This window comes from Flavobacterium tibetense (assembly GCF_003293845.1).
GTDB lineage: Bacteria > Bacteroidota > Bacteroidia > Flavobacteriales > Flavobacteriaceae > Flavobacterium > Flavobacterium tibetense.
The window spans coordinates 38,442-58,498 of the sequence record NZ_QLST01000011.1 but is presented as its reverse complement, the minus strand read 5'-3'; the positions used below and the strand labels follow the sequence as shown (position 1 = coordinate 58,498).

Genomic DNA, 20,057 nt, shown 5'->3' with positions numbered 1-20,057 from the left:
ACAGCCTAATAATCATATTTGTTTTTCCAACGATTTTTTAAAAACTGACGTAATTCTTTTTCGCGCGCATTTTCGCCAGGTTCAAAGAATTTCGTTTCAGAAATCTCGTTTGGTAGAAATTCTTGTTCGGCAAAGTTGTTTGGGAAATCGTGTGAATATTTGTATTCTTCTCCGTAACCTAATTCTTTCATTAATTTAGTTGGTGCATTTCGCAAGTGAATCGGAACAGGTAAATCTCCCGTTTGTTTTACTAGTTGTTGCGCTTTTCCAATGGCTAGATAACTGGCATTACTTTTTGCTGAAGTAGCCAAATAAATCGCACACTGACTCAAGATAATCCGACTTTCAGGATAACCAATGGTTGTAACTGCTTGGAACGTATTATTTGCCATAATCAAAGCCGTTGGATTAGCATTTCCAATGTCTTCGCTGGCTAAAATTAACATTCTTCTTGCTATAAATTTTACATCTTCACCACCTTCAATCATTCGAGCTAACCAATAAACCGCACCATTTGGATCACTTCCACGAATGGATTTTATAAAAGCAGAAACAATATCGTAATGTTGTTCGCCAGTTTTGTCATACAACACCGTGTTTTTTTGCACCAATTGCATCACTTTTTCATTCGTAATTTCAATGGTATTACTTTCATTGGAATTAATAACCAATTCGAAAATATTCAATAATTTCCGACCATCACCACCTGAAAGTCGTAATAGTGCTTCTGTTTCTTTTAATTCGATGTTTTTATTTTGAAGTTCTGTATCGGTTTTCATGGCGCGATGTAATAAGGCTTCCAAATCTTCTTTGGTAAACGCGTTTAAAACATAAACCTGACATCTTGACAATAAAGCGGGAATGACTTCAAAACTCGGATTTTCAGTTGTGGCTCCAATTAAAGTTATCCAACCTTTTTCAACTGCTGCCAACAAAGAATCTTGCTGTGATTTCGAAAAACGGTGAATTTCATCAATAAATAAAATGGGATTTTTGGTAGTGAAAATACCGCCACTTTGCTTCGCTTTTTCAATGACTTCACGAATGTCTTTAACACCCGAATGTATCGCGCTCAATTGGTAAAACGGACGCTTACTTTCCTGCGCCATAATTTGTGCCAATGTCGTTTTTCCTGTTCCTGGTGGCCCCCATAAAATTAAACTTGGAATTAATCCTTTAGCAATTTGTTGGGTCAACGAACCTTCAGGGCCAACTAAATGTAATTGGCTAATATAATCCGATAATTGTTGCGGACGAATGCGTTCGGCTAGTGGTTGATTCATGACGTAAAATTACGTATTTTTTCTTTTTTGTCATTTCGACGAAGGAGAAATCGTATAAAAGTTATTTTTTAATTTACGCAACACCCCTGAAGTCCCCTCAAGGGGACAATTCCTTCTATAAACTTTTTACTTTATAGGTTTTTTTAATAGATTGTTATAACTTTTTCAAATGAACTTTTGTATACTTTGCGAAAAGCTTTGCAACTTTGCGTCGAAATTAATATGTAATGTAAAAATCTGTTTCAATGTATATCTGCCATAATTTCCGAAATATCTTTTTGGCGTTATCTTTGAAATCATTTATTTATGGAAAAACAACACGACAATCCTTTTCAGTTTTCACTTTCAGTGATTCTTTTACCGTTGCTTTTTGTAATGGCGTTATGGTTCGTTTTTGCTTATGAAAATCATTTTGGTGTTCGTTTTTCGCATTTGGGAATTTATCCTCGACAATGGTTTGGCGTTAAAGGCATTCTTTTTAGTCCGTTTTTGCATAGCGATTTTCAGCATTTGGTTAACAATTCCATTGCTTTGTTCATTTTACTTCCCATTTTGCGGTTTTTTTATCGCGAACAAACTTTTGTGGTTTTGGTTTTTGGAATACTGTTTTCAGGATTAGGAACTTGGCTGTTAGGAAGACCGAGTTACCATATTGGCGCAAGTGGTTTGGTTTATACTTTGGTGAGTTTTATCTTTTTTAAAGGGATATTTACCAAATATTACCGCCTAGTAGCTTTGTCGTTTGTGATTGTATTGTTGTACGGCGGAACCGTTTGGTATATGTTTCCAGAAGTAGATAATTCCATTTCTTGGGAAGGACATTTAAGCGGATTTCTAACGGGATTAGCTTTTGCATTGGTACTAAAAACACCTCAATTTGCAAAACCCATTTTCTACGAATGGGAAAAACCCGATTTCAACCCTGAACAAGATCCCTTTATCCGAAATTTTGATGAAAAAGGAAATTTCAATCCGCCACCAAAACCTGAAGAAACCATAAAGGAATACTTCAATTCTTCAATGAAAGTGATTTATGAGTTTTTGGGCGGGAAGAAGTAGTTTTGATGTTATTATTAATCAGTTTAATTTCTCAATTACCATCCAGTGATTTGGTTTTTCCTTTTTTAATTCTCTATATAATTTTTGTTTTTCTGTTTCGTCATCTGAAAGCAAATAACAATAAACTTTTAAAGGTATTGATTTTGGAAAAAATTCAAATGACATTTTAAAGTGATTTTTCGCTAAATCAATTTTATTTCCACTCAATAAAGCTTCTCCCATGTAAATTAAAATAATTGGTGGAATTGTATTATAAACTTCTATTAATTCACCCGATAATAATTTCATGACACCAATTTGAAAATTCGCATTTGTCGGGATGTTTAAATTTTGGCTTTCGGTGATATGATTTTGATAAATATTAAACAAATAGAAAATATGCCAATTTGGAATATCTTTATTGTTTTCAAATTCTTTCAGCTCTGAAATAGTTTTTTCAGAAAGAAAGCCATCATCAGACTGCAAGGTTTCATAATATAAGTTGTCTAACAACTTTAAAACTCTTTTATTGTTGTTTTTAATTTTAGAGTTTAATTTTATTTTTGATAGTTCGTTTTTTATACTATCAAAAGAAACTTGTGATTGTCCAATAATTTTAAATGTTGTGAATAAAATTAATATGAATAATGATTTTTTCATAAGAGTATTTCAACTAATAATAAAAACTGAACACTGCAAACTGAACTACATTCTCTGTCTTAAAGTTTCATACAAAAACGCACCACATGCCACAGAAACATTTAAAGATTCGATAGTTCCAAACATGGGTAGTTTAGCTTTTTCATCTACAATTTTCAATACTGAAGGATTCACGCCTCTGTCTTCGCTTCCCATAATGATGGCAACGGGTTCGTTGAAGTTGATGTCGTAGATATGTTGGTCTGTTTTTTCAGTTGCAGCAACCGTTTTAATTCCTGAACCTTGTAAGTAGAAAATAGCATCTTTAATGTGGTCTACTTTGCAAATTGGCACATTAAAAACCGCACCAGCTGAAGTTTTAACTGTATCGCCATTCACAGGAGCAGAACCTTGTTTTTGAATAATAATACCATCAACGCCAGTACATTCAGCTGTTCTGATGATAGCGCCAAAGTTTCTAGCATCGGACAATTGGTCTAAAATTAAAAGTAATGGCATTTTACCTGATTCGGTTACTTTTTCTACCAAATTTTCTAAAGAAACAAAAGAAATAGGAGCAATAGTTGCCACCGCACCTTGATGGTTATTCGGCGTCAATCGGTTCAATTTTTCAACAGGAACGTATGAAAAGTTAATATTATTTCTTTTCATCGTTTTCATCAAATCTTGCATCAAGTCGCCTTGTGCATCTTTTTGAACGAATACTTTATCGATTTCTTTTTTGGCATTAATAGCTTCAATAATGGCTCTAATTCCGAAAATTTGATTGTCTTTTTCCATGGCGCAAAGATAGGATTTTTGTTTGATTTTATATGTTTTGTTTTTAACCGCAGATTCGCAGATTTTTTTTAATAATTTACAAAGGTTTTTTGTAATCTGCGAATCTGCGGTAATACTATATGAATCTTAAAAAATGGTCTTAAAGCTGATTTGCACAATCGAGTTGGCTAGTTTTATGCCTTGGTCACTTGTGGTGCCATTAGCATAAACTAAGTTGAAAATACCGTTATTGGTAAATAATCCAAACCCAAAACCTAATCCCAATAAATTTTCAGTCAAATTACTGGTTTTGTCTTGAAAGTAGCCATAATCCGTAATAGAATGAATGTAAATTGTTGGAGCTAAAAGATAACGATATTCTAATAAAATGCCAGAATACAAATTCGCTTGCAAGCTATTTTCTCTAAAACCTCGAATCGAATTGATACCACCAAAACGATGCAATTCATTCACTAAATACGAATCACTTTGCAAATAAAACGATTGGTTTTTGAGGTTGATGCTGTTTTTGGAATTCAAATACAAATTATGACTCAATTCCAATTGTCCAAATAACTGAGGATTTTTATCTGAATCGACAGTTCGATTTCCGTAGCCCAGTTTCACTCTTAGGTTTGTTTTCTCTGGAAAGAAAAAATCGGTCAAGTTTCTTTTTAAATAATCAAAACCAACCGTGTAAAACCGACTTTTAAAATCGTTTAAATTGGAATTATTTACATTTTGAATATCTGCTGAAGTGGTGCTTTTTATTCCAACAAATAATTTCTTATTATATGAAAAATAATAGCCTAAATTCAATTCTGATTGCGTGTTTTGAAAGGTGCTATCTTGTTTAAAAATCCTCAAATTAGCCTGAATTCCTATTGGAGATTTAAACAAATAAGGAACTTCGCCACCTAAATTAAATGTCGATTGCTGGTTACCATCATTTTTCCAATACAAAGCTATTTTTTCACCTGAATTAAATATGTTTTGCAAAGCTAAGTCCAAATAGCCATTGAAGGTTAATTTACTGTTTTCGTCATTTGAAAAACCAATAAAACCATCAAAACGATTGGGTTTCGCTTTTTCTAAATAGGCATAAATTTTGGTTTCATCATTGGTAAATAAAATTTCAGGATATTTCGTTTGACTCACAAAAGGGAAATCAGTTAAAGTAGTATAAACTTCCGTAACTAAATCTTGGTTAAATGTTCTGTTTTTCAAATTTCGCTTCAGTTGGTGTTTGATGTTTTTCGGAAATTTATCGTAGCCTAAAATCACCAAGTCATCTGCGATTCGTTTTTTATTGGTAGTTAAAGTAAGTTCGGTAAAAAGTTGGTTTTCTTTTTGAGTCAGATTAGTAAGTTGTAATTTGGCGAGCGAAAATCCTTTAATTTCTAATAGCTTCGACTTCATCTGCATCCAGTTTTCGGTTTGATTAGTAGCAATTACAATCGAATCTTTGGTTTCTTCCATAAGCAACTTTTCGTCTTCCGAAAGTTTACCTATATATATGTTTACATTTTTAAGTGCATTTCCTAATTGGTAAGTAAAAACAAAACTACTATCATTTACTTTTTTTTGGGAGAGCAATTCGTAGCTAACAAAACCAGAGTAGGAGAGCCTTTTCTCAAAATCTTTCTGAGTTTCTAGTATGGAGGCTACGGTTTCGTGTTTTTTGGTGTATCCAATGCTATCAATTACTTGAGTTTCGGCAACAGATTCCCCTTCAATTGACAAGCTAAATTTTTGAGCAAAAGTCAATTGAAAACAGCAAACAAATAGAAAAATAAGTAATTTTTGCATCGGTATCAAAGTAACGCAAAAAAACAGAATAAATTTTAATTTGGAGCCAATCCCTTGCGAACTTTTTACACGAATTTCCCGCTGTCCGCTATATCCGCTAAGGCAGGATGTCGCTCCCATCGGGGCTAAAAGAACGCTTTTGGGAACTTTTTAAACTTCGGGATTTTTCAAAAAATTACAATCCAATTGAAAATTAACGGCTTATGGTTTGTTTTTTGAAAAATATTACATACATTTGCAACCCCTAAAAATAGGGAGTTTAATTTTTTAGTAATAATTATAAACAATTATGCCAACAATTCAACAATTAGTAAGAACAGGAAGAGCCAAAATAACTAAGAAGAGTAAATCGGCTGCTTTAGATTCTTGTCCTCAAAGAAGAGGGGTTTGTACGCGTGTTTATACCACAACACCAAAGAAACCAAACTCGGCAATGCGTAAAGTTGCTCGTGTGCGTTTAACAAATGGTAATGAGGTAAATGCTTACATCCCTGGAGAAGGACACAATCTACAAGAGCACTCGATAGTATTAGTTAGAGGTGGAAGAGTAAAAGATTTACCAGGTGTACGATACCATATCGTACGTGGAGCATTAGACACAGCGGGTGTTGCAGGAAGAACACAACGTAGATCTAAGTATGGGGCTAAACGTCCAAAACCAGGACAAGCACCTGCTGCAGCTGGAAAGAAAAAGTAATTTAAAATCTTTTAAAGAAAAGACATGAGAAAAAGACAGGCCAAAAAAAGACCGCTTTTACCAGATCCAAGATTTAACGATCAATTGGTAACACGTTTTGTGAATAACTTAATGTGGGATGGTAAAAAATCAACCGCTTTTAAAGTATTCTATGATGCAATGGACATTATTGAAACTAAAAAGCAAGACGAAGAAAAAACGTCATTAGAAGTATGGAAAGACGCATTAACAAATGTTATGCCTCACGTAGAAGTTCGTTCACGTAGAGTGGGTGGAGCTACGTTCCAAATTCCAATGCAAATTCGTCCAGATAGAAAAATCTCTTATGCTATGAAATGGATGATTTTATATGCAAGAAGAAGAAACGAAAAATCAATGGCTGCAAAATTAGCTTCTGAAATTTTAGCTGCGGCTAAAGAAGAAGGTGCTGCTGTTAAGAAAAGAATGGATACTCACAAAATGGCAGATGCTAATAAAGCATTCTCTCACTTTAGATTTTAATTCATAAGAAATGGCTAGAGATTTAAAATTTACAAGAAACATTGGAATTGCTGCTCACATTGATGCTGGTAAAACAACAACAACAGAGCGTATTTTATTCTATACAGGAAAATCACACAAAATTGGTGAAGTACACGATGGTGCTGCAACAATGGACTGGATGGCACAAGAGCAAGAAAGAGGTATTACAATTACTTCTGCTGCTACAACTTGTGAATGGAATTTTCCAACTGAGCAAGGTAAACTTATACCTGAATCTAAACCGTACCACTTTAATATTATCGATACCCCAGGTCACGTTGACTTTACAGTAGAGGTAAACCGTTCGTTACGTGTATTAGATGGTTTAGTGTTTTTGTTTAGTGCTGTTGATGGTGTTGAGCCTCAATCAGAAACTAACTGGAGATTAGCAGATCAATATAGAGTTCCACGTATGGGATTCGTAAATAAAATGGACCGTCAAGGTTCTAACTTCTTAGCAGTATGTCAACAAGTTAGAGATATGTTAAAATCTAACGCTGTTGCTATTACGTTACCAATCGGCGAAGAGATTGATTTCAAAGGAGTAGTTGACTTAGTGAAAAATCAAGCTATTATTTGGCATGATGAAACACAAGGAGCTACTTTTGATATCGTGCCTATTCCAGAAGATATGGTTGAAGAAGTTAAACAATACAGATCAATTCTTATTGAAGCAGTTGCTGATTATGATGAAAATTTACTTGACAAGTATATGGAAGATGAAAATTCTATTACTGAAGAGGAAATTAATAATGCATTAAGAGCAGCTACTATGGATATGGCTATCATCCCTATGATTGCTGGTTCTTCTTTCAAAAACAAAGGAGTTCAATTCATGTTAGATGCAGTATGTAAATACTTGCCATCTCCAATGGATAAAGAAGGTATTGAAGGAATTCATCCTGATGATGCTGATTTGTTAGAAGAAGATCAAAAGAAAATTTTACGTCGTCCTGATCCAAAGGAGCCTTTTGCTGCTTTAGCATTTAAAATTGCTACTGACCCTTATGTTGGTCGTTTAGCTTTCTTCCGTGCTTATTCAGGTCGTTTAGATGCTGGTTCTTATATCTTGAACACACGTTCAGGAAACAAAGAGCGTATATCTCGTATTTACCAAATGCACGCGAACAAGCAAAATCCAATCGATTTTATCGAAGCTGGAGATATTGGAGCGGCTGTAGGATTTAAAGATATCAAGACTGGAGATACTATGTGTGATGAAAAACACCCAATTATTCTTGAGTCTATGAAATTCCCTGATCCAGTAATTGGTATTGCAATTGAGCCTAAAACAAAAGCTGACGTAGATAAAATGGGTATGGCTTTAGCTAAATTAGCTGAAGAAGATCCTACATTTACAGTTAGAACTGATGAGGCTTCAGGTCAAACGATTATTTCAGGTATGGGTGAGCTTCACTTAGATATCTTGGTAGATCGTATGAAACGTGAGTTCAAAGTTGAGGTAAACCAAGGTGAGCCACAAGTTGAATACAAAGAAGCTTTCACAAAATCAGCACAACACAGAGAGGTTTACAAAAAACAATCTGGAGGTCGTGGTAAATTTGGTGATATCGTATTCCGTTTGGAGCCTGCTCAAGATGTAGATGGTAAGCCAGCTGTTGGATTGCAATTTATTAATGAGGTTAAAGGTGGTAACGTACCGAAAGAATATATTCCATCTGTAGAAAAAGGTTTTAAAGAAGCTATGAAATCAGGTCCTTTAGCAGGATATGCTGTGGATAGTTTAAGAGTAACTTTATTAGATGGATCTTTCCACCCTGTTGACTCGGATGCTCTTTCTTTTGAATTAGCTGCAAAAATGGGTTACAAAGAAGTAGCAAAAGCTGCTGGAGCTGTAATTCTTGAGCCAATTATGAAAATTGAAGTTATTACTCCAGAAGAAAATATGGGGGATATTGTAGGTGACTTGAATCGTCGTAGAGGTCAGGTGAATGATATGGGAGACAGAAACGGTGCTAAAACTATTAAAGCTGATGTGCCTTTGTCTGAAATGTTTGGTTATGTTACTACATTAAGAACATTGTCTTCGGGTAGAGCAACTTCTACAATGGAGTTTTCTCACTATGCTGAAACACCTTCTAATGTTTCAGAAGCAGTAATCAAAAAAGCAAAAGGTAACGCCTAATTTTTAAGAAAATGAGTCAAAAAATCAGAATAAAACTAAAATCTTACGATCACATGTTGGTAGATAAGTCTGCTGAGAAGATTGTAAAAACGGTAAAAAGTACTGGTGCTGTTGTAACAGGTCCAATTCCATTACCTACAAACAAAAAGATTTTCACAGTTTTACGTTCTCCACACGTAAACAAGAAAGCTAGAGAGCAGTTTGAATTAAGTTCATACAAAAGATTATTAGATATCTATAGCTCATCATCAAAAACTATTGATGCTTTAATGAAATTAGAGCTTCCTAGTGGTGTTGAAGTAGAAATCAAAGTATAATTTTTACGACTGTTCAAAAGTCAAAATAATTAAAAAACCGTAAGTGATGTACTCACTACGGTTTTTTTAATATCCAAAAACAGGTTAGTTGTGTGTGTTTTTAATAAAAAACAGATGTAACTAATTTAATTTGCGGTATTTAAAAAATAATTATATATTTGCACCCTCAAAAAAAGAGGAATGTGCAGTATTGTGCGTTTTTAAAAATAGAGTTTAATTAATAATTAGTTTAATATGTCTGGGTTAATCGGAAGAAAAATTGGCATGACTAGTATCTTTGACGAGAACGGGAAAAATATTCCTTGTACTGTTATTGAGGTAGGTCCATGCGTAGTTACCCAAGTCAGAACCATGGAGGTTGACGGGTATGAGGCTCTTCAGCTTGGTTTCGATGACAAAACTGAAAAACACTCGATTAAAGCTGAGTTAGGTCACTTTAAGAAAGCGGGAACAGTTGCGAAGAAAAAAGTCGTTGAAATCCAAGATTTTGAAAATGAGCACAAATTAGGTGATGTTATCACCGTTGACTTATTCGCTGAAGGTGAATTTGTTGATGTACAAGGGGTTTCTAAAGGTAAAGGTTTTCAAGGGGTTGTTAAACGTCACGGATTTGGTGGTGTTGGACAAGCAACTCACGGTCAACACAACCGTTTAAGAGCGCCAGGATCTGTTGGAGCTTCATCTTATCCATCTAGAGTATTCAAAGGAATGCGTATGGCTGGAAGAATGGGTGGAGACAACGTAACGATTCAAAACCTTAAAGTTTTGAAAGTAGTTGCTGAGAAAAATCTTTTAGTTGTTAAAGGGTGTGTTCCAGGACATAAAAACTCTTATGTAATCGTTCAGAAGTAATGGAAGTAAAAGTATTAGATTTTAACGGAAAAGATACTGGAAGAAAAGTACAACTTTCTGATTCAGTATTCGCAATTGAGCCAAGTAAGCATGCAGTTTACTTAGACGTAAAACAGTATTTAGCTAATCAAAGACAAGGTACACACAAGTCTAAAGAGAGAGCTGAAGTTACTGGAAGTACGCGTAAGATAAAAAAACAAAAGGGTACTGGTACTGCACGTGCAGGAAGTATTAAAAATCCTTTGTTTAAAGGTGGAGGTACAGTTTTTGGTCCAAGACCAAGAAGTTATTCTTTCAAATTGAATAAGAACTTGAAAAGATTAGCTAGAAAATCAGCTTTAGCAATGAAAGTTCAAGATTCAAATTTGATTGTTGTAGAAGACTTTACTTTTGACACGCCAAACACTAAAAATTTCATTAACGTATTGAAAGCTTTAGGGTTAGAAAATAAAAAATCATTATTCGTGTTGGGCGATACAAATAAAAATGTATATTTGTCGTCACGTAATTTAAAATCATCTTCTGTTGTAACTACTTCTGAATTAAACACTTATGGTATTTTAAATGCTAAAAGTTTAGTTCTTTTAGAGGGATCTTTAGGAGAGATTGAAGCTAATTTAAGTAAATAATAAGGTTATGAGTATCATTATTAAGCCAATTATAACTGAAAAAATAACTAAAGATGGTGAAATTTTTAACCGTTTTGGTTTTATCGTTCAAAAAACGGCAAACAAAATTCAAATCAAAAATGCAGTTGAGGCTGCTTATGGTGTGAATGTAGTTGAAGTAAATACGATGAATTACAGACCAAATAGAAGTGTTAAATATACCAAGAGTGGTTTGATCAGTGGAAAAACAAATGCTTACAAAAAAGCAATTGTTCAAGTACAAGAAGGAGAAACAATAGATTTTTATAACAATATCTAATAGAAAATGTCAGTTAGAAAATTAAAACCTATTACCCCAGGTCAGCGTTTTAGAGTTGTTAATAGCTTTGACACTATTACAACTGATAAGCCGGAGCGTTCATTGATTGCACCGAAAAAAAACTCTGGAGGTAGAAATAGTCAAGGAAAAATGACCATGCGTTACACAGGTGGTGGTCATAAGCAAAGATATCGTATGATCGATTTTAAAAGAACTAAAACTGGAATTCCAGCGGTAGTTAAAACAATCGAATACGATCCGAATCGTTCTGCTTTTATTTCGTTATTAGCTTATGCTGATGGTGCTAAAACTTATGTTATTGCACAAAACGGTTTAGAAGTTGGACAAACTTTAGTTTCAGGTCCAGATGCAGCTCCAGAAATTGGAAACGCAATGCCTTTAAGTAAAATTCCTCTTGGTACTGTTATATCATGTATCGAATTGAGACCAGGTCAAGGAGCTATTATTGCTCGTTCTGCTGGAACTTTTGCTCAATTAATGGCTAGAGATGGAAAGTATGCTACAATTAAAATGCCTTCAGGTGAAACAAGATTAATCTTGTTAACATGTATGGCTACAATTGGAGCGGTTTCTAACTCTGATCACCAATTAGTAGTATCAGGTAAAGCTGGTAGAACTAGATGGTTAGGAAGAAGACCAAGAACTAGACCAGTAGCAATGAACCCAGTTGATCACCCAATGGGTGGTGGTGAAGGACGTTCTTCAGGAGGTCACCCACGTTCAAGAAAAGGTTTACCTGCTAAAGGTTATAGAACTCGTTCTAAAGTTAACCCGAGTAATAAGTATATCGTAGAACGTAGAAAGAAATAATAAGTAAGATATGGCACGTTCATTAAAAAAAGGACCTTTTGTTCACTTTAAATTAGAGAAGAAAGTTCAAGAAAATATCGAGAAAGGAAACAAAGCTGTTGTTAAGACATGGTCTAGAGCATCTATGATTACTCCTGACTTCGTTGGACAAACTATCGCTGTGCACAATGGTCGTCAATTTGTACCAGTTTACGTTACTGAAAACATGGTAGGACATAAATTAGGAGAATTTTCGCCAACAAGATCTTTTAGAGGTCATGCTGGTGCAAAAAATAAAGGTAAAAAATAATAAGAAGCTATGGGAGTTCGTAAAAGAGAAAGAGCAGAGCAGATTAAAGAAGCTAAAAGCCAAGTTGCTTTTGCTAAATTAAATAACTGCCCTACTTCACCTAGAAAAATGCGCTTAGTGGCAGATTTAGTTAGAGGTCAGAAAGTAGAATTAGCTCTTAATATATTAAGATTTAGTAGTAAAGAAGCTTCAAGAAAATTAGAAAAACTATTATTGTCAGCTATTGCTAACTGGCAAGCTAAGAATAGTGAAGCTAGTTTAGAAGAAGCAGGCTTAATCGTAAAAGAGATCCGTGTAGATGGTGGTATGATGTTGAAAAGACTTCGTCCAGCTCCACAAGGTCGTGCACACAGAATTAGAAAACGTTCTAACCACGTAACTATCGTGTTAGGAGCTAATAATAACACACAAAGCAATTAATAAACAGTATGGGACAAAAGACAAATCCAATCGGAAATAGACTTGGTATCATCAGAGGATGGGACTCAAACTGGTATGGAGGTAATGACTACGGTGATAAAATCGCTGAAGATTACAAAATCAGAAAGTATATCCATGCACGTTTATCAAAAGCTAGTGTTTCGAAGATAATTATCGAGAGAACTTTGAAACTTGTAACCGTTACTATCACTACTGCTAGACCTGGTATCATTATCGGAAAAGGTGGTCAAGAGGTAGACAAGTTAAAAGAAGAACTTAAGAAAATTACCGACAAAGAGGTTCAAATCAACATCTTTGAAATCAAAAGACCAGAATTAGATGCTTATTTAGTAGCTAACAGTATCTGTCGTCAAATTGAAAGCAGAATTTCTTACAGAAGAGCTATTAAAATGGCTATCGCTGCTGCAATGCGTATGAATGCTGAAGGTATTAAAGTAATGATCTCAGGTCGTTTGAATGGTGCTGAAATGGCTCGTTCAGAGCACTTCAAAGAAGGTAGAATTCCTTTGTCAACTTTCAGAGCTGACATTGATTATGCATTAGCAGAAGCTCATACTACTTATGGTAGAATGGGAATCAAAGTATGGATAATGAAAGGTGAAGTTTACGGTAAAAGAGATCTTTCTCCGTTAGTTGGAATTGACAAAAAACAGTCTAAGCCATCAGGATCTACTGGAGCTGGAAAAGGTAAACCAAACGCACGCAAAAGAAAGTAATTTTTTAAACTAAAGAAAAATGTTACAGCCTAAAAGAACAAAATACCGTAAGGTACAGAAAGGTAGAATGAAAGGCGTTTCTCAAAGAGGTCACGAACTTTCTAATGGAATGTTTGGAATTAAATCTTTAGATTCATGCTTTTTAACTTCTCGTCAAATTGAGGCAGCTCGTATTGCTGCAACTCGTTATATGAAAAGAGAGGGTCAATTATGGATCAAGATTTTCCCAGATAAGCCTATTACTAAGAAGCCTCTTGAAGTACGTATGGGTAAAGGTAAAGGTGCAGTTGAATATTGGGCTGCAGTTGTGAAACCTGGAAGAATCATGTTTGAAGTTGGTGGTGTTCCACTATCTGTTGCAAAAGAGGCGTTACGTCTTGCTGCTCAAAAGCTTCCAGTTAAAACTAAGTTTGTCGTTGCTAGAGATTTCGAAGCATAATCAAAAAATATTATGAAACAATCAGAAATAAAAAATCTATCTGCAGCTGAGTTACAAGAAAAACTTAGTCAGTTAAAGAAAACGTATGCTGACCTAAAAGCAGCTCATACTATTTCTCCAATAGAGAATCCTCTTCAAATCAGATCGGTAAGAAGAGCCGTTGCGAGAATTGCTACAGAGTTAACTAAAAGAGAGTTACAATAATTGTATTCTGCTGAAAGATGGAAAAAAGAAATTTAAGAAAAGAGAGAATTGGTGTTGTTACAAGTAACAAAATGGAGAAATCTATTGTTGTGTCTGAAACAAGAAAAGTAAAACACCCATTATACGGTAAGTTCGTGTTAAAAACTAAGAAATATGTTGCACACGACGAAACAAACGACTGTAACATTGGAGATACAGTAAAGATCATGGAAACAAGACCTTTATCAAAATCTAAATGTTGGAGATTAGTTGAAATCATTGAAAGAGCTAAGTAATTATGGTACAACAAGAATCAAGATTAAAAGTAGCAGATAACACGGGAGCTAAAGAAGTTTTAACTATTCGTGTTTTAGGAGGAACGAAACGTCGTTATGCCTCTGTTGGAGATAAAATTGTAGTTTCTATTAAAGATGCAACTCCTAACGGAAACGTTAAAAAAGGAGCGGTATCAACTGCAGTTGTTGTACGTACCAAAAAAGAAGTGAGAAGAGCTGATGGATCTTACATCCGTTTTGACGATAACGCATGTGTATTGTTAAACGCTGCAGGTGAAATGAGAGGAACTCGTGTTTTTGGTCCAGTTGCCAGAGAACTTCGTGAGAAACAATTCATGAAAATTGTATCATTAGCACCAGAGGTGCTTTAATTCTAAAAATGATGACAAAGCTAAAAATCAAATCGGGAGACGTAGTAAGAGTAATCGCTGGTGACCATAAAGGTTCAGAAGGTACTGTTTTACGTGTTATCCGTGATAAAAACAAAGCGGTAGTTGAAGGAATAAACATGGTTTCGAAACATACAAAACCAAGTGCTAAAAACCCTCAAGGTGGTATCGTTAAAAAAGAAGCTCCTATACATATTTCTAACTTATCATTGATTGATCCAAAATCAAAAGCAGTGACTAAAGTTGGTTTCAAAGTAGAAGGAGAAAAGAAAGTGAGATTTTCAAAAAAATCTAATCAAGTATTATAGTAATGGCTTATATACCTAGATTAAAAGAAGAATATAAGAGCAGAGTTATTGCTGCTCTTAAAGAAGAGTTCGGTTACAAAAATGTAATGCAAGTTCCTAAACTTGAAAAAATTGTTGTAAGCCGTGGAGTTGGTGCAGCTGTATCTGACAAAAAGTTAGTTGATTACGCTGTAGAAGAAATTACGAAAATTACTGGTCAAAAAGCCGTAGGTACTATTTCTAAGAAAGACGTTGCGTCATTCAAATTAAGAAAAGGTATGCCGATTGGTGCTAAAGTAACTTTACGTGGTGATAGAATGTATGAATTCTTAGATAGATTGATTACTTCTTCATTACCTCGTGTAAGAGATTTTGGTGGAATCAAATCTACAGGTTTTGACGGTAGAGGTAACTATAACTTAGGAGTTTTAGAGCAAATCATTTTCCCAGAAATTGATATTGATAAAGTGAATAAAATTTCAGGTTTTGATATCACTTTTGTAACTTCTGCAGATACAGATAAAGAAGCAAAATCATTATTAGCGGAATTAGGTTTACCTTTTAAAAAGAATTAAGATATGGCTAAAGAATCAATGAAAGCCCGTGAGGCGAAAAGAGAAGCATTAGTAGCTAAATATGCTGAAAAAAGAAAAGCTTTGAAAGAAGCTGGTGATTATGAAGCATTACAAAAATTACCTAAAAATGCATCTCCAGTTCGTTTACACAATCGTTGTAAATTGACAGGTAGACCAAGAGGGTATATGCGTCAGTTTGGTCTTTCTCGTGTAACGTTCCGTGAAATGGCTAATCAAGGATTAATTCCAGGAGTTAAAAAAGCTTCTTGGTAATCTCGTAAAAAGTTTATACTTTTGCAATCCGAAATTATTTAAGTTTAATTGGTTAAAGGTTCTACGGAGAGAGTCTCTGTAGAAAACCATAACCGTAATTTTATACATATGTATACAGATCCTATTGCCGATTTCTTAACAAGAATTAGAAATGCTGTAAGAGCAAACCACAAAGTGGTTGAAATTCCAGCATCTAAATTGAAAAAAGAAATCACAAAAATTTTATTTGATCAAGGATATATCTTAAGTTACAAATTTGATGACAATGCTGTTCAAGGTACCATCAAAATTGCACTTAAATATGATAAAGACACGAAAGAGTCTGTAATCAAAGATATCCAAAGAATTAGTAAACCAGGTTTACGTAAATATTCTGGATCTTCAACTTTACCTAGAATCTTAAATGGTTTAGGTATTGCAATCGTTTCTACCTCTAAAGGGGTGATGACTGGCAAACAAGCTAAACAGCTTAATGTTGGAGGAGAAGTAATTTGTTACGTATACTAATTAAAAGACGAAAGAATGTCAAGAATAGGTAAAAATCCAATTGCAATTCCAGCTGGCGTAACTGTAGAGGTTAAAGATGCTGTGGTTACAGTAAAAGGAAAATTAGGCGAGCTTTTTCAAGAGTTTTCTGATGTAACAATCAAAATCGAAGATAACCAAGTTATCGTTGAGCGTTCATCTGATCACAAAAATGAAAGAGCGAAACATGGACTTTATCGTTCTCTTATAAACAATATGATTATAGGAGTTTCAGAAGGTTTTGCTAAGGAATTAGAATTAGTTGGGGTTGGTTACAGAGCTTCTAATCAAGGTCAAAAACTTGATTTAGCTTTAGGTTATTCTCACAACATTGTTCTAGAAATCGTTCCTGAAGTAAAAGTGGAAACAGTATCTGAAAAAGGTAAAAATCCAATAGTAAAATTATCATCATTTGACAAACAATTATTAGGTCAAGTATCTGCTAAAATCAGATCTTTCCGTAAGCCAGAACCATACAAAGGGAAAGGTGTTAAGTTTGTAGGTGAAGTATTAAGAAGAAAAGCAGGTAAATCAGCTTAAAAATTAAGACTATGTCATTAACAAAAACAGAAAGAAGACAAAGAATCAAATTCAGAATCAGAAAGATTGTTAGCGGAACAGCTTCTAATCCAAGATTGTCTGTATTTAGATCTAATAAAGAAATCTATGCTCAAATCATAGATGATGTTAACGGTGTAACACTAGTTGCTGCATCTTCTCGTGAAAAAGAAGTGGTTAAAGGTACAAAAATCGAAATTGCAAATGCAGTTGGAAAATTGGTAGCTGAAAGAGCTCTTAAGGCTGGTATAGCTAACATCTCTTTTGATAGAGGTGGTTATTTATACCATGGACGTGTTAAATCATTAGCTGAAGGTGCTAGAGAAGCTGGACTTAAATTCTAAGAAATTATGTATCAAAATTATAAAAATGTAGAGCTAGTAAAACCAGGAGGTCTTGAATTAAAAGATCGTTTGGTTAATGTAAATCGTGTAACTAAAGTTACTAAAGGTGGTAGAGCATTTGGTTTTTCTGCTATCGTGGTAGTTGGTGACGAGAATGGTGTTGTAGGACACGGATTAGGAAAATCTAAAGATGTTTCTGAAGCTATTGCAAAAGCAGTAGAAGATGCAAAGAAAAACTTAGTTAGAATTCCTTTGAATAGTGCTACAGTTCCTCACGAGCAAAAAGGTAAATTTGGTGGGGCTAGAGTGTATTTAATGCCAGCTTCTCACGGTACTGGAGTAATTGCCGGTGGTGCAGTTCGCGCCGTGTTGGAGTCAGTAGGTATACACGATGTATTATCAAAATCTCAAGGTTCATCAAACCCTCATAACGTTGTTAAAGCTACTTTTGATGCTTTATTGCAAATGAGAAGTGCAGCTACTGTTGCAAAACAAAGAGGTGTTTCTTTAGATAAAGTATTTAAAGGTTAAATTCAAGGAAATCATGACAAAAATTAAAGTAAAACAAGTAAGAAGTAAAATCAACTGTCCTCTTGATCAAAAGAGAACTTTGGAAGCTTTAGGTCTTCGTAAAATGGGACAAGTTGTTGAGCATGATGCAAATCCTGCTATCCTTGGAATGGTAAATAAAGTTAAACACTTAGTTTCTGTTGAAGAAACTAAATAACATCAATCGTTATGAATTTAAGTAACTTACAACCAGCTGAAGGTTCAGTTCACAACCAAAATAAAAGATTAGGTAGAGGAGAAGGTTCTGGTAAAGGTGGTACTGCAGCACGTGGTCACAAAGGAGCTAAATCTCGTTCTGGATACTCTAAGAAAATTGGTTTTGAAGGTGGTCAAATGCCACTTCAAAGACGTGTTCCTAAGTTCGGATTTAAGAATATAAACAGAGTGGAGTATCAAGGTGTAAACTTAGATACAATTCAATCATTAGTTGACAATGGTGTTATTACAGATACTTTGGATTTCGAAGTATTAGTAGACACGCGTTTAGCTACAAAAAATAGCTTGGTAAAGATTTTAGGAAGAGGTGAGCTAAAGGCTAAACTTAAAGTAAGTGCTCACAAATTTACTGCATCGGCAAAAGCGGCTATTGAAGCAGCTGGAGGTGAAGCGGTAACTTTATAAACTATTTAGTAACATGAAGAGATTTATAGATTCTTTTATCAATGTTTGGAAAATCGAGGAGTTAAAAAATCGTATTTTATTGACTCTTGGTTTGTTATTAGTGTATCGTTTTGGTGCGCAAGTAACGCTTCCTGGTATTGATGCTACTAAATTAAGTAATCTTACTGATCAAACTGACGGAGGTATTGGTTGGTTAATTAATGTATTTACAGGTGGTGCGTTTTCGCAAGCATCTGTATTTGCATTAGGTATTATGCCTTACATTTCTGCTTCTATTGTTGTGCAGTTGATGGGAATCGCGGTTCCTTATCTACAAAAACTTCAAAAAGATGGAGAAAGTGGTAGAAAGAAAATTAACCAAATTACAAGATGGTTAACCATTTTAATTACGCTAGTTCAAGGTCCTGGTTATATCTATAACCTATACAGAACCTTACCTACAGATGCGTTTTTATTAGGTGTTAGTTCATTTTCGTTCCTTTTCTCTTCAGTATTGATTTTAGTAACTGGTACTATCTTTGCAATGTGGTTAGGTGAAAAAATTACGGATAAAGGTATCGGTAATGGTATTTCATTATTAATCATGGTTGGTATTATCGCTAGTATGCCGCAAGCGTTTATTCAAGAGTTTTTATCTAGAACAACGCAAGCTAATGGTAGCTACATGATGATTGTTATTGAGTTAATCTTATGGTTCTTGGTAATTATCGCTTGTATCTTGTTGGTAATGGCTGTTAGAAAAATACCGGTTCAATATGCAAGAAGAACTGCTTCTGGTGATTTTGAACAAGACATGATGGGTTCTCGTCAATTTATTCCGTTAAAGCTTAATGCTTCTGGAGTAATGCCGATTATCTTTGCGCAAGCAATCATGTTTATTCCAGCAGCTGTTTCAGGTTTAGCAAAAGAATCTGATACGGCGCAATCTTTAGCTGGTATGTTCAATAATCCTTTCGGATTAGTATATAATATAGTATTTGCTTTGTTAATTATAATTTTTACGTATTTTTACACCGCAATTACTGTACCAACTAATAAAATGGCAGACGATCTAAAGAGAAGTGGTGGTTTTATTCCAGGTATCCGTCCAGGTGTTGAAACTGGAGATTATCTTGATAAAGTCATGTCTTTAATTACATTTCCAGGTTCTGTATTCTTGGCTTTAATAGCAGTTTTACCTGCTGTTGTAGTAAGTTTATTAAACGTTCAAGGTGCTTGGGGATATTTTTATGGAGGTACTTCTTTATTAATTATGGTTGGTGTTGCAATTGATACTATCCAACAGATTAATTCTTATTTATTGAATAAGCATTATGACGGTTTGATGAAATCAGGTAAAAATAGAAAAGCAGTAGCTTAATTTTTATGGCAAAACAATCAGCAATAGAACAAGACGGAACAATCATTGAAGCATTGTCAAATGCAATGTTCCGTGTAGAATTAGAAAATGGACATGTTGTAATTGCTCACATTTCAGGGAAGATGCGTATGCATTATATTAAATTACTTCCTGGAGACAAGGTTAAACTTGAGATGAGCCCTTACGACTTAACAAAAGCAAGAATTACATATAGATACTAAAGCTATTAAAATGAAAGTAAGAGCATCAGTAAAAAAGAGAAGTGCCGAGTGCATTATAGTGCGTAGAAAAGGAAGATTATACGTTATTAACAAAAAGAATCCTAGATTTAAACAAAGACAAGGATAATT

Annotated in this window: 32 protein-coding genes; 28 read left to right on the top strand and 4 right to left on the bottom strand. The window is 34.5% G+C overall.

Features of this window, described 5'->3' with window-relative positions:
* Positions 1-5 precede the first annotated feature (5 nt).
* Positions 6-1,283 (bottom strand): replication-associated recombination protein A, encoded by a 1,278-nt coding sequence (locus DPN68_RS09600; RefSeq protein WP_113989439.1) that lies wholly within the window; start codon positions 1,281-1,283, stop codon positions 6-8.
* 306 nt (positions 1,284-1,589) lie between these two features.
* Here DPN68_RS09600 and DPN68_RS09595 point away from each other — a divergent pair, with 306 nt between their 5' ends.
* Positions 1,590-2,342 (top strand): rhomboid family intramembrane serine protease, encoded by a 753-nt coding sequence (locus DPN68_RS09595; RefSeq protein WP_113989438.1) that lies wholly within the window; start codon positions 1,590-1,592, stop codon positions 2,340-2,342.
* An 18-nt stretch (positions 2,343-2,360) separates the two neighbouring features.
* Here the strand turns inward: DPN68_RS09595 and DPN68_RS09590 are convergent, their stop codons facing one another.
* The 3 genes from DPN68_RS09590 to DPN68_RS09580 all read right to left on the bottom strand — a co-directional run bounded on the left by DPN68_RS09590 (position 2,361) and on the right by DPN68_RS09580 (position 5,483).
* On the bottom strand, positions 2,361-2,981 hold the full coding sequence (locus tag DPN68_RS09590) for a hypothetical protein (protein WP_113989437.1): 621 nt from the start codon (positions 2,979-2,981) through the stop codon (positions 2,361-2,363).
* A gap of 45 nt (positions 2,982-3,026) precedes the next feature.
* Positions 3,027-3,761, bottom strand: coding sequence for a 23S rRNA (guanosine(2251)-2'-O)-methyltransferase RlmB (gene rlmB, locus DPN68_RS09585; protein ID WP_113989436.1), 735 nt, complete (start codon positions 3,759-3,761; stop codon positions 3,027-3,029).
* Positions 3,762-3,887: 126 nt separating this feature from the next.
* Positions 3,888-5,483, bottom strand: coding sequence for a BamA/TamA family outer membrane protein (locus tag DPN68_RS09580; protein WP_239987076.1), 1,596 nt, complete (start codon positions 5,481-5,483; stop codon positions 3,888-3,890).
* 355 nt (positions 5,484-5,838) lie between these two features.
* Here DPN68_RS09580 and rpsL point away from each other — a divergent pair, with 355 nt between their 5' ends.
* From rpsL to ykgO, 27 genes are all read left to right on the top strand, one after another.
* Positions 5,839-6,246, top strand: a complete 408-nt coding sequence (rpsL, locus tag DPN68_RS09575; protein ID WP_113989434.1) for a 30S ribosomal protein S12 — start codon at positions 5,839-5,841, stop codon at positions 6,244-6,246.
* A gap of 24 nt (positions 6,247-6,270) precedes the next feature.
* A complete protein-coding gene (gene rpsG / locus DPN68_RS09570) occupies positions 6,271-6,747 on the top strand; it encodes a 30S ribosomal protein S7 (protein ID WP_113989433.1) in 477 nt (158 codons plus the stop codon).
* Between the two features lie 10 nt (positions 6,748-6,757).
* On the top strand, positions 6,758-8,914 hold the full coding sequence (fusA, locus tag DPN68_RS09565) for an elongation factor G (RefSeq protein ID WP_113989432.1): 2,157 nt from the start codon (positions 6,758-6,760) through the stop codon (positions 8,912-8,914).
* An 11-nt stretch (positions 8,915-8,925) separates the two neighbouring features.
* Complete coding sequence (gene rpsJ, locus DPN68_RS09560; protein ID WP_010251699.1) at positions 8,926-9,231, top strand: 30S ribosomal protein S10; 306 nt, start codon at positions 8,926-8,928, stop codon at positions 9,229-9,231.
* Between the two features lie 234 nt (positions 9,232-9,465).
* Positions 9,466-10,083, top strand: a complete 618-nt coding sequence (rplC, locus tag DPN68_RS09555) for a 50S ribosomal protein L3 (protein ID WP_113989431.1) — start codon at positions 9,466-9,468, stop codon at positions 10,081-10,083.
* Positions 10,083-10,712, top strand: coding sequence for a 50S ribosomal protein L4 (rplD, locus tag DPN68_RS09550; protein ID WP_113989430.1), 630 nt, complete (start codon positions 10,083-10,085; stop codon positions 10,710-10,712). Before rplC ends, rplD begins: the two co-directional genes overlap by 1 nt.
* A gap of 7 nt (positions 10,713-10,719) precedes the next feature.
* On the top strand, positions 10,720-11,010 hold the full coding sequence (rplW, locus tag DPN68_RS09545) for a 50S ribosomal protein L23 (RefSeq protein ID WP_113989429.1): 291 nt from the start codon (positions 10,720-10,722) through the stop codon (positions 11,008-11,010).
* A 6-nt stretch (positions 11,011-11,016) separates the two neighbouring features.
* Positions 11,017-11,841 carry a 50S ribosomal protein L2 gene (rplB, locus tag DPN68_RS09540; protein ID WP_113989428.1) on the top strand — a complete coding sequence of 275 codons (825 nt, stop codon included), beginning with the start codon at positions 11,017-11,019 and terminating at the stop codon, positions 11,839-11,841.
* Positions 11,842-11,851: 10 nt separating this feature from the next.
* Positions 11,852-12,130: a 30S ribosomal protein S19 gene (gene rpsS / locus DPN68_RS09535; protein WP_113989427.1), complete on the top strand. Its 279-nt coding sequence runs from the start codon at positions 11,852-11,854 to the stop codon at positions 12,128-12,130.
* A gap of 9 nt (positions 12,131-12,139) precedes the next feature.
* Positions 12,140-12,550 carry a 50S ribosomal protein L22 gene (gene rplV, locus DPN68_RS09530; protein WP_113989426.1) on the top strand — a complete coding sequence of 137 codons (411 nt, stop codon included), beginning with the start codon at positions 12,140-12,142 and terminating at the stop codon, positions 12,548-12,550.
* 8 nt (positions 12,551-12,558) lie between these two features.
* On the top strand, positions 12,559-13,287 hold the full coding sequence (gene rpsC / locus DPN68_RS09525) for a 30S ribosomal protein S3 (RefSeq protein WP_113989425.1): 729 nt from the start codon (positions 12,559-12,561) through the stop codon (positions 13,285-13,287).
* 19 nt (positions 13,288-13,306) lie between these two features.
* Complete coding sequence (gene rplP, locus DPN68_RS09520) at positions 13,307-13,726, top strand: 50S ribosomal protein L16 (RefSeq protein WP_113989424.1); 420 nt, start codon at positions 13,307-13,309, stop codon at positions 13,724-13,726.
* Between the two features lie 12 nt (positions 13,727-13,738).
* Complete coding sequence (gene rpmC, locus DPN68_RS09515) at positions 13,739-13,930, top strand: 50S ribosomal protein L29 (RefSeq protein ID WP_113989423.1); 192 nt, start codon at positions 13,739-13,741, stop codon at positions 13,928-13,930.
* A 17-nt stretch (positions 13,931-13,947) separates the two neighbouring features.
* Positions 13,948-14,205, top strand: coding sequence for a 30S ribosomal protein S17 (rpsQ, locus tag DPN68_RS09510; protein ID WP_113989422.1), 258 nt, complete (start codon positions 13,948-13,950; stop codon positions 14,203-14,205).
* A gap of 2 nt (positions 14,206-14,207) precedes the next feature.
* A complete protein-coding gene (gene rplN / locus DPN68_RS09505; protein ID WP_007803649.1) occupies positions 14,208-14,576 on the top strand; it encodes a 50S ribosomal protein L14 in 369 nt (122 codons plus the stop codon).
* A gap of 11 nt (positions 14,577-14,587) precedes the next feature.
* A complete protein-coding gene (gene rplX, locus DPN68_RS09500) occupies positions 14,588-14,902 on the top strand; it encodes a 50S ribosomal protein L24 (RefSeq protein ID WP_113989421.1) in 315 nt (104 codons plus the stop codon).
* A 2-nt stretch (positions 14,903-14,904) separates the two neighbouring features.
* Entirely contained in the window at positions 14,905-15,456 is a 552-nt protein-coding gene (rplE, locus tag DPN68_RS09495; RefSeq protein ID WP_113989420.1) for a 50S ribosomal protein L5, read from the top strand.
* Positions 15,457-15,459: 3 nt separating this feature from the next.
* Positions 15,460-15,729, top strand: a complete 270-nt coding sequence (gene rpsN / locus DPN68_RS09490; RefSeq protein ID WP_113989419.1) for a 30S ribosomal protein S14 — start codon at positions 15,460-15,462, stop codon at positions 15,727-15,729.
* A 108-nt stretch (positions 15,730-15,837) separates the two neighbouring features.
* Positions 15,838-16,236 (top strand): 30S ribosomal protein S8, encoded by a 399-nt coding sequence (gene rpsH / locus DPN68_RS09485; RefSeq protein WP_113989418.1) that lies wholly within the window; start codon positions 15,838-15,840, stop codon positions 16,234-16,236.
* Positions 16,237-16,251: 15 nt separating this feature from the next.
* Entirely contained in the window at positions 16,252-16,794 is a 543-nt protein-coding gene (rplF, locus tag DPN68_RS09480) for a 50S ribosomal protein L6 (RefSeq protein WP_113989417.1), read from the top strand.
* Between the two features lie 11 nt (positions 16,795-16,805).
* Positions 16,806-17,156 (top strand): 50S ribosomal protein L18, encoded by a 351-nt coding sequence (gene rplR, locus DPN68_RS09475; protein ID WP_113989416.1) that lies wholly within the window; start codon positions 16,806-16,808, stop codon positions 17,154-17,156.
* Between the two features lie 6 nt (positions 17,157-17,162).
* Complete coding sequence (gene rpsE, locus DPN68_RS09470; protein ID WP_113989415.1) at positions 17,163-17,687, top strand: 30S ribosomal protein S5; 525 nt, start codon at positions 17,163-17,165, stop codon at positions 17,685-17,687.
* Between the two features lie 13 nt (positions 17,688-17,700).
* Positions 17,701-17,883 carry a 50S ribosomal protein L30 gene (gene rpmD / locus DPN68_RS09465; protein WP_113989414.1) on the top strand — a complete coding sequence of 61 codons (183 nt, stop codon included), beginning with the start codon at positions 17,701-17,703 and terminating at the stop codon, positions 17,881-17,883.
* Between the two features lie 11 nt (positions 17,884-17,894).
* Positions 17,895-18,347, top strand: a complete 453-nt coding sequence (gene rplO, locus DPN68_RS09460) for a 50S ribosomal protein L15 (RefSeq protein WP_113989413.1) — start codon at positions 17,895-17,897, stop codon at positions 18,345-18,347.
* 13 nt (positions 18,348-18,360) lie between these two features.
* Complete coding sequence (gene secY, locus DPN68_RS09455; protein ID WP_113989412.1) at positions 18,361-19,707, top strand: preprotein translocase subunit SecY; 1,347 nt, start codon at positions 18,361-18,363, stop codon at positions 19,705-19,707.
* Between the two features lie 5 nt (positions 19,708-19,712).
* On the top strand, positions 19,713-19,928 hold the full coding sequence (gene infA, locus DPN68_RS09450; protein WP_113989411.1) for a translation initiation factor IF-1: 216 nt from the start codon (positions 19,713-19,715) through the stop codon (positions 19,926-19,928).
* A gap of 10 nt (positions 19,929-19,938) precedes the next feature.
* Positions 19,939-20,055, top strand: coding sequence for a type B 50S ribosomal protein L36 (gene ykgO / locus DPN68_RS09445; protein WP_002987490.1), 117 nt, complete (start codon positions 19,939-19,941; stop codon positions 20,053-20,055).
* Positions 20,056-20,057: the final 2 nt, after the last annotated feature.

Bases quoted from the DNA above. Each gene is read 5' to 3' on its own strand.
- rpsH (WP_113989418.1), top strand. From the start codon at position 15,838: ATGTATACAGATCCTATTGCCGATTTCTTAACAAGAATTAGAAATGCT.
- rplW (WP_113989429.1), top strand. From the start codon at position 10,720: ATGAGTATCATTATTAAGCCAATTATAACTGAAAAAATAACTAAAGAT.
- rpsJ (WP_010251699.1), top strand. From the start codon at position 8,926: ATGAGTCAAAAAATCAGAATAAAACTAAAATCTTACGATCACATGTTG.
- rplO (WP_113989413.1), top strand. From the start codon at position 17,895: ATGAATTTAAGTAACTTACAACCAGCTGAAGGTTCAGTTCACAACCAA.
- DPN68_RS09595 (WP_113989438.1), top strand. From the start codon at position 1,590: ATGGAAAAACAACACGACAATCCTTTTCAGTTTTCACTTTCAGTGATT.
- rlmB (WP_113989436.1), bottom strand. From the start codon at position 3,761: ATGGAAAAAGACAATCAAATTTTCGGAATTAGAGCCATTATTGAAGCT.
- rplP (WP_113989424.1), top strand. From the start codon at position 13,307: ATGTTACAGCCTAAAAGAACAAAATACCGTAAGGTACAGAAAGGTAGA.
- rplN (WP_007803649.1), top strand. From the start codon at position 14,208: ATGGTACAACAAGAATCAAGATTAAAAGTAGCAGATAACACGGGAGCT.
- rpsG (WP_113989433.1), top strand. From the start codon at position 6,271: ATGAGAAAAAGACAGGCCAAAAAAAGACCGCTTTTACCAGATCCAAGA.
- rplX (WP_113989421.1), top strand. From the start codon at position 14,588: ATGACAAAGCTAAAAATCAAATCGGGAGACGTAGTAAGAGTAATCGCT.
- secY (WP_113989412.1), top strand. From the start codon at position 18,361: ATGAAGAGATTTATAGATTCTTTTATCAATGTTTGGAAAATCGAGGAG.
- rplC (WP_113989431.1), top strand. From the start codon at position 9,466: ATGTCTGGGTTAATCGGAAGAAAAATTGGCATGACTAGTATCTTTGAC.
- rpmD (WP_113989414.1), top strand. From the start codon at position 17,701: ATGACAAAAATTAAAGTAAAACAAGTAAGAAGTAAAATCAACTGTCCT.
- rpsN (WP_113989419.1), top strand. From the start codon at position 15,460: ATGGCTAAAGAATCAATGAAAGCCCGTGAGGCGAAAAGAGAAGCATTA.
- rpsC (WP_113989425.1), top strand. From the start codon at position 12,559: ATGGGACAAAAGACAAATCCAATCGGAAATAGACTTGGTATCATCAGA.
- fusA (WP_113989432.1), top strand. From the start codon at position 6,758: ATGGCTAGAGATTTAAAATTTACAAGAAACATTGGAATTGCTGCTCAC.
- ykgO (WP_002987490.1), top strand. From the start codon at position 19,939: ATGAAAGTAAGAGCATCAGTAAAAAAGAGAAGTGCCGAGTGCATTATA.
- rplV (WP_113989426.1), top strand. From the start codon at position 12,140: ATGGGAGTTCGTAAAAGAGAAAGAGCAGAGCAGATTAAAGAAGCTAAA.
- DPN68_RS09590 (WP_113989437.1), bottom strand. From the start codon at position 2,981: ATGAAAAAATCATTATTCATATTAATTTTATTCACAACATTTAAAATT.
- rplR (WP_113989416.1), top strand. From the start codon at position 16,806: ATGTCATTAACAAAAACAGAAAGAAGACAAAGAATCAAATTCAGAATC.
- rpsE (WP_113989415.1), top strand. From the start codon at position 17,163: ATGTATCAAAATTATAAAAATGTAGAGCTAGTAAAACCAGGAGGTCTT.
- DPN68_RS09600 (WP_113989439.1), bottom strand. From the start codon at position 1,283: ATGAATCAACCACTAGCCGAACGCATTCGTCCGCAACAATTATCGGAT.
- rplE (WP_113989420.1), top strand. From the start codon at position 14,905: ATGGCTTATATACCTAGATTAAAAGAAGAATATAAGAGCAGAGTTATT.
- rplD (WP_113989430.1), top strand. From the start codon at position 10,083: ATGGAAGTAAAAGTATTAGATTTTAACGGAAAAGATACTGGAAGAAAA.
- rpsQ (WP_113989422.1), top strand. From the start codon at position 13,948: ATGGAAAAAAGAAATTTAAGAAAAGAGAGAATTGGTGTTGTTACAAGT.
- rpsL (WP_113989434.1), top strand. From the start codon at position 5,839: ATGCCAACAATTCAACAATTAGTAAGAACAGGAAGAGCCAAAATAACT.
- infA (WP_113989411.1), top strand. From the start codon at position 19,713: ATGGCAAAACAATCAGCAATAGAACAAGACGGAACAATCATTGAAGCA.
- rplF (WP_113989417.1), top strand. From the start codon at position 16,252: ATGTCAAGAATAGGTAAAAATCCAATTGCAATTCCAGCTGGCGTAACT.
- rpmC (WP_113989423.1), top strand. From the start codon at position 13,739: ATGAAACAATCAGAAATAAAAAATCTATCTGCAGCTGAGTTACAAGAA.
- rpsS (WP_113989427.1), top strand. From the start codon at position 11,852: ATGGCACGTTCATTAAAAAAAGGACCTTTTGTTCACTTTAAATTAGAG.
- rplB (WP_113989428.1), top strand. From the start codon at position 11,017: ATGTCAGTTAGAAAATTAAAACCTATTACCCCAGGTCAGCGTTTTAGA.